Here is a 6777-nt window from a genome sequence, read left to right on the forward strand (position 1 = left end):
TGAGCGGAGTCGAAGGGCTGAAAAGAAACAGAAATAGCCGTCGCACGACCTTGAGGCTCTCGACAGGTTGAATGTTCGGTATTGGGTGTTTGTTTTTCATTCGACGTTGGATGTTCGATGTTCGATGTTCATCTTTCAAAACAATTCCATACGGCGTAAATGTAACCTGTGAACGGTTAACAATTTCAATACCCTTGGGAGGGTACATAAAAAGGAGGGAGTTATTATGGAATTAACACCATGGGAACCTTTTGGCGAACTTGGTTCGCTTCGCAGGGAAGCGGACAGGCTCTGGAACCGGTTTTTGGGCGGAAGACCTTTTCCCAGGATTTTTTCAGAAGAATGGGCACCTTCAGCCGACATTTCCGAAACCCAGGACAATCTCGTGATCAAGGCCGATCTTCCCGGTCTTGAGGCAAAAGACGTTGACGTTAGTGTCTCGGGTGACATCCTGACCATCAAAGGCGAGAAGAAGAAGGAAGAGGAAGAAAAAGGCGAACACTTTTATCATTGCGAGAGGTACTGCGGCTCTTTCCAGCGTTCGTTCCGACTCCCTGTTGACGTACAGAGTGATAAGATCGAGGCGACATTTGACAAGGGTGTCTTGAAGATAACTCTTCCCAAAGCCGAGGAGGCGAAGAAAAAGAAAATCGAGATCAAGGTCAAATGAAAAAGCACGTGGCCCTCCCCGGGGTTTGAATGATGAAATGGAAGCGTGTACAAAAGGAGGTAACTCATGAAAAGATTATGCTACATCATCGCGCCCTTCTTGACCGTGATTTTTGTCTTGTATTTTTCTGGCGCCCAAGGTATGGCGAAGGAAAAGGTTTACCAGATGAAAGGGCAGATAACCGCCATTGACACGGCCTACAGCACGGTGGTCATTGAAATCCCATTGGAAGGAAAGATGTTTACCGTAGGCGGGCCGCTATCCCCCCAGGCCATTTTGCAGAAACGCGGGCAATCGGCAACCTTAGAGGATTTTATGTTGGGAGATGAGGTTGTGGTCAAGTGGAAGGCCACCGAAGAGGGGCATATCATTGAAATGATGAAATCCAACTAGAAAGTGAGCAATAATGGGAAACAATAAGGTCCGAACAATCGGGATTCTCACAGGAGGCGGTGACGTTCCAGGCCTGAATCCATGCATCAAGGCCATCGTTTGCCGGGCGATTGACGAGGGGATGGGGGTTTTCGGCATAAGAAGAGGATGGGCAGGCCTTGTAGAATACAATATTGAAGATGAAAGCACTCACGATGTCAACGTGATAGCTATGGATAAGGCCATGGTGAGAACGATTGACCGGTCAGGCGGCACCATTTTGCACACGTCACGCACGAATCCCGGCGCGGTAAAAAAGAGCGAAATGCCAAGTTTCTTAGACGCCCATCCCACGGCTGACAAAACTGATGTAACCCCTCATATTTTAAGCAATTTGGAACATCTTGGTATCGATCTATTGGTCCCCATTGGCGGGGACGATACCTTGAGCTATGGAGAGCGACTCCACGAGGAAGGCTTCCCGGTCATTGCTATTCCGAAGACAATGGACAACGACGTGTTTGGAACTGACTACTGCATAGGGTTTTCCACTGCAGTCACCCGGTCAGTGGATTTCATTCACGCCCTGCGCACGTCTTCTGGTTCCCATGAGCGGATTGCCGTAATTGAGCTATTCGGAAGAAACTGCGGTGAGACCTCACTCATATCCGCATACCTTGCTGGGGTGGACCGGGCCATCATTTCGGAGGTTCCTTTTGATCCGGAAAAATTGGCCGAACTCATTATGGCGGATAAAAGAGCAAATCCGAGCAACTATGCCATGCTGACCATTTCGGAAGGGGCTCAAATGGTAAGCGGAAAAGTCGTCGAGTATGGCGAGGAGGACGCATACGGCCATAGAAAACTGGGCGGAATCGGGATTACAACAGGCGATGCGTTAAAAAAACTGACAGACCAGGGGATCATTTTTCAACAGCTATCCTATCTTATGAGAAGCGGCGCCCCGGATTCGCTTGACCTTATGGTGGCTATCAATTTTGCCAACATGGCGATTAACCTCATAAAAAGGGAGGATTCGGGCCGTATGGTGGCATTGTCCGGAGGGGTGTACACGGATATCCCGATAAGCACGGTCACGTCCGGGCAAAAAAGAGTGGATGTCCGAGAGCTCTATGACGTGGACGAATATCGGCCCAAGGCAGAATCGATTGCGGGAAAACCGATGTTTCTGTATTGATTTTACCTCGGAATTTCTATAACTTGTTAAAAGTATAAGAATCTATTGAAGCCTGGTTTTTCTGCCTCGCACGTGAAATATGGGAAAGAAGATATTAGTAGCTGTTGGCAATTGCGCTTATTCCGAACAGGCCGTCAAATATTGCGCCAGGATCTCCTCGGCCGTAAAGGATGTCACCTATACGCTCTTTAATGTGAAGCCCTTGCTTCCTGCCATCCTTATTGAGAAGGCGGAAGCAGATCCCGAGGTCAAGGCCGAGGTTGATGAACTGATTCGAGAAGAGAAAGAAGCAGCCGGATCTTTTGTTGACAGGTTCAAAGACCTCATGGTCGGTGAGGGAATCTCTGAAAACCGAATCGAAACGGTCACCGAACCTATGCAACTGGGAATGGCCAAAGACATCTTGAACCGGGCTGAACGGGGGGGCTATGACGCTATCGTCCTCGGGCGCAGGGGGCTTACCCCGACCCGGGATTGCTTTCTTGGCGCCACCGCTACGAAGGTCGTCGAAAACGCAGTGGAGATCCCGGTGTGGCTTGTTTCCGGAGAAGCTGTTTCCATGAAGGTCCTGCTCGCGGTCGACGGATCTGAGACTTCTTTCCGGATTCTGGATCACCTGGTTGATATGGTGGGGCCCAACCCGGACCTCAGGCTAACATTGTTCCATGTCCAATCCCATCTTAAACACTGCCGTTCCGTTCTCGCCACAGGGAGACCATACGAAATCGCAAGAGAGAAACCACGCCTTCAGGAGATTCTTGAGCGTGAGGACAGCCGATGCATGGAAGAATTTTACGAAAAAGCCCTTCAAAAACTTGAGACGGCAGGCCTGAAAAAGAACCAGATCCAGATCAAGAACACCACCTGGAGTTACGATATCTCCACGGCCATCCTTGATGAAGCGGCCTCTCAACGGCATGGCACCTTGATGGTTGGCCGACGGGGCAAAAGGCCGGCTTTTTTTGCAGGAAGGATTGCCATGCGCTTGCTTCAAAAGACTTCTGAACAGGCCCTTTGGGTGGTTTCCTGAGAAAATCTAAACTCTTGGCACTTCTCAAGGGCCTCCGGTTCTGGGAAAGGAGCATCTACTATGGACCTGCTCCCCAAACCAAGACTTTTCAACAACCGACCCAACTGGATACCTTGGAGGAATAGATCCCAGAGAACTACCCGCGACACAAGGTATGACCTACGAAACTTCACTGTAGCTTACAATAGCTGGTTCGTCCCTTATGTTAAATCCCGTATAAGTTCCAGAAAATTCCGACCGCTCCTCTCCTTCCTGTACACCGACCTCAATTGTAACCTCGACTGTCATTATTGTTACAGCAGAGGGAAAACTATACCAGGGATGAGCATGAAAGTGGCTCAGGATGCCGTGGACTGGCTTGATCGCGCAGGCTGCAGGGTCCTGGCGTACATGGGTGGAGAGCCCCTGGTACGCAAAGACTTTATCGTGGAGCTTACGCGCTACGCCGTGGACAAAGGGTTTTTTGTGTATCTTCCCACAAATGGCATTCTGATGGATAAAGTATTTGTCGATGAGATTGGAAAAGCCGGTATTTCCACTGTTAATCTTGCCGTGGACGCTGTCCGTGCCTATGAAGGTATTCCCAAATACCTCGAACGGATAAAACCCCAATTTGAATATCTGGTCGAAAGGGAAAAAACATATGGATACATTACCTTTCTAAATATTAATATTACACAAAAGAATGTGAAAGATGCCAAGACACTCACTGAAATCGCTCACAGCTATGGCATCGCCACTGATTACCACATCAATGAACCCCCACTGATCAAATATGATACCTACCAACACGAGGATGATGGGGCCTGGATCACAGAGAAGGAGTCTCAGGCCGTGGACGAACTCATAGACTGGTTGATCGAAAAAAACCAGCAGGGTTACACGATGGTGAACTCGGTTGAACATCTCCGGACTATGAAGCTCTTCGTTCGACATCAATTGTCCCCTTGGCCATGTTGTGCCGGACAGCTCTCTATGATCATCCGCCTGGATGGGAGCTTTGCCCCTTGCTTTGAGCTTTATAGTTCAACTGAAGATTGGGGCAACATCTATGATGGCCCGAAATTCGACCCGGTCAGACTGGCCAAGCAGAAGGAAAAATGCAGCCCCCATTGTCTTTCCACATGTAATTTTCAGGTGAGCCACTATAGCACTTCGTTACTCCATGCCCTGCAATGGGTTGCAAAGCACTCTTATGCCCACTTTTTCGGTATTTCTTAAAAGGTGGCTGTGCTCGACATGACCCGCCAGCTCCTGTTTTTCGGATTTCCGCTGCTGCTGGCGGCTATCGCCCAGGGAGTCTGCATAAAATATGACTGGTTGAGCCGGCTCAAAAGGCCACTCGATTCCGGCCTGATGTTCAGAGGAAAAAGGGTCTTTGGCAACCATAAGACCTGGAGAGGGCTGGTGGTCAATGTGTTTTTCTGTACTGTGGGAACAATGATTCAGGCCTGGCTTCAGAATAACGTTCACATTCCTGCGTGGCTTCTCCTGTTGGACTACACGCAAAATGGCTATGTTGCAGGGGTGCTGCTCGGTCTTGGCATGACTACAGGGGAATTGCCCAACAGTTTCATAAAACGTCAACTGGATATTTCTCCCGGCAAGAGAAAAAAAAACCTTCTTGGGGCAGCTTTTTTTCTCTTTGATCAGGTTGACTTGACCATAGGCATCTGGCTTTTCCTGTTCTTGCTTGTAAAACCTTCCTTCTTGCTGGTCTTATGGTCCTTCCCACTTACTATTGTGCTGCATGTGACCGTATCCAGCATCGGCTATCTACTGGGGATGCGAAAGACTCTGGCATGAATCTGGCCTGTGCGAAATGCCATTCTGAGCTGCTACGGAAGGGGTTCCCGCAAAACTAACGCGGAGGTCTTGAAGTCCCCCCTGGGAGTAAGCAAAGCCACGTCCTCTGGGCGTGATTCTTTTTCGTAAGATAACGCTTTGTAAGCCTGTTGGTTTTCATTTGGCTGGGGAAAGGTTGCCTTTGATTTCTTTAAATGGTATCTTTCGAAAAAAATGAAGCTCCCAGCAGCAAGTCGCCCATGCGCCATAGCTTCGGCGACGGTGCGCTGCAGGGTATCCCGGCCAGGGCAAATAAATCGGCCATTGTACAACCGGTAGTTCCTGTCCACAGCCTATAAAAATGCATGGGGAGAAAGGGATGAAGCGCTCAGTGAAATTATTTGGCACGTTCTTTTTTGTACTTTTTTTAGTCTCTTCTTGTGACAAAGCACCTAAAGGCAAGGTTGGCGGAGGGCCTGTTCCAGGGGTTAGTGATTGTCAAATATTACTCGGTTCTTCTCTGGCCTTGGGTGGCCATGCCAGCTTCCTGGGAACCCAGACCCTCCACGGGGCGCTCTCTTATCTCAACCATGTAAACGAACAAGGTGGCATCCACGGCAGGAAGATAAAAGTAATCTCATACGATGACGGATATGACCCTCCAAGGTGTGTGGCCAATACCCAAAAGCTTATTAATGAGGATCAGGTATTTGCCCTCTTCTGCTATGTGGGAACCCCTACGTCGGTCAAGATTATCCCTATTGTTGAAGAGGCCAGAATCCCGCTTCTGGGTCTTTTTACCGGGGCAAATGCCCTGAGAGAACCCTTTAAACGCTATATAATAAATGTCCGGGCATCCTATTACCAGGAAACCGGCGCCGTGGTTAAACACTTGATAGAAGACCTAGACATAAAAAGGATAGCAGTATTCTACCAATATGATGCCTATGGATTCGACGGCCTTACCGGAACAGAGATTGCTCTCAAGAAATATGACCTGGCCCCGGTAGCTACGGGAAGCTATGTCCGAGGTACCCTGGATGTAGAAGAGGGGCTTGAAAAAATTATCACTTCCGGCGCCGATGCGGTCATTATGATCGGTACCTATGACCCTTGTGCAAAGTTCATAAAACTGGCTAGATCAAAAGGCTTTAACCCCATCTTCCATAATGTCTCCTTTGTAGGCGCCGACGAGCTGGCCAGGAAACTGGGCGAGAAAGGAGAAGGAGTTATTATCACACAGGTGGTGCCGCCGCCTGAGACACCGGAAGCAAGAACCTTGCTTTGGGGTGCGGAGGAATACTGCAATCTACTGAAAAAATACTATCCTAAAGATAAACCGAACTTTGTTGGGCTTGAGGGTTATGTAAATGCCAGGGTATTGGTGGAAGGCCTGCGAAAGGCGGGCAGGGATTTGGACCGTGAAAAATTCGTCGATTCCATGGATTCTATACAGAACTATTCCCTTGGTATTGCCAATACTGTCACATTTGGTACGGATGATCACCAGGGGTTGGAACGGGTTTATTTCACACAGATAAAGGACGGCAAGTTTATTATGCTTGTTGATTGGGAGAAGATAAAAAGAGCACTGGCAGTTCCCGGGGTTACTGATGGTGAAATACTGCTCGGTTCTTCTCTGGCCTTAGGGGGTCATGCCAGCTTCCTGGGAACCCAGACCCTCCACGGGGCGCTCTCTTATCTCAACCATGTAAACGAACA

Annotated in this window: 7 protein-coding genes; all 7 read left to right on the plus strand. The window is 49.0% G+C overall.

The window, feature by feature from the left end:
- Nucleotides 1–226: 226 nt before the first annotated feature.
- Nucleotides 227–670: an Hsp20/alpha crystallin family protein gene (locus JW883_12775; GenBank protein MBN1843138.1), complete on the plus strand. Its 444-nt coding sequence runs from the start codon at nt 227–229 to the stop codon at nt 668–670.
- 66 nt (nt 671–736) lie between these two features.
- Nucleotides 737–1063: a hypothetical protein gene (locus JW883_12780; GenBank protein MBN1843139.1), complete on the plus strand. Its 327-nt coding sequence runs from the start codon at nt 737–739 to the stop codon at nt 1061–1063.
- Nucleotides 1064–1076: 13 nt separating this feature from the next.
- Nucleotides 1077–2240 (plus strand): 6-phosphofructokinase, encoded by a 1164-nt coding sequence (locus tag JW883_12785; GenBank protein MBN1843140.1) that lies wholly within the window; start codon nt 1077–1079, stop codon nt 2238–2240.
- A 79-nt stretch (nt 2241–2319) separates the two neighbouring features.
- Nucleotides 2320–3270: a universal stress protein gene (locus JW883_12790; GenBank protein MBN1843141.1), complete on the plus strand. Its 951-nt coding sequence runs from the start codon at nt 2320–2322 to the stop codon at nt 3268–3270.
- Nucleotides 3271–3330: 60 nt separating this feature from the next.
- A complete protein-coding gene (locus tag JW883_12795; GenBank protein MBN1843142.1) occupies nt 3331–4491 on the plus strand; it encodes a radical SAM protein in 1161 nt (386 codons plus the stop codon).
- Nucleotides 4492–4509: 18 nt separating this feature from the next.
- On the plus strand, nt 4510–5076 hold the full coding sequence (locus JW883_12800) for a CDP-archaeol synthase (protein MBN1843143.1): 567 nt from the start codon (nt 4510–4512) through the stop codon (nt 5074–5076).
- 358 nt (nt 5077–5434) lie between these two features.
- A partial coding sequence (locus tag JW883_12805) for an ABC transporter substrate-binding protein (protein MBN1843144.1) occupies nt 5435–6777 on the plus strand: 1343 nt, incomplete at its 3' end.

The sequence above is a fragment of the Deltaproteobacteria bacterium genome, assembly GCA_016930875.1.
In the GTDB taxonomy this organism is placed as follows: Bacteria; Desulfobacterota; Desulfobacteria; order Desulfobacterales.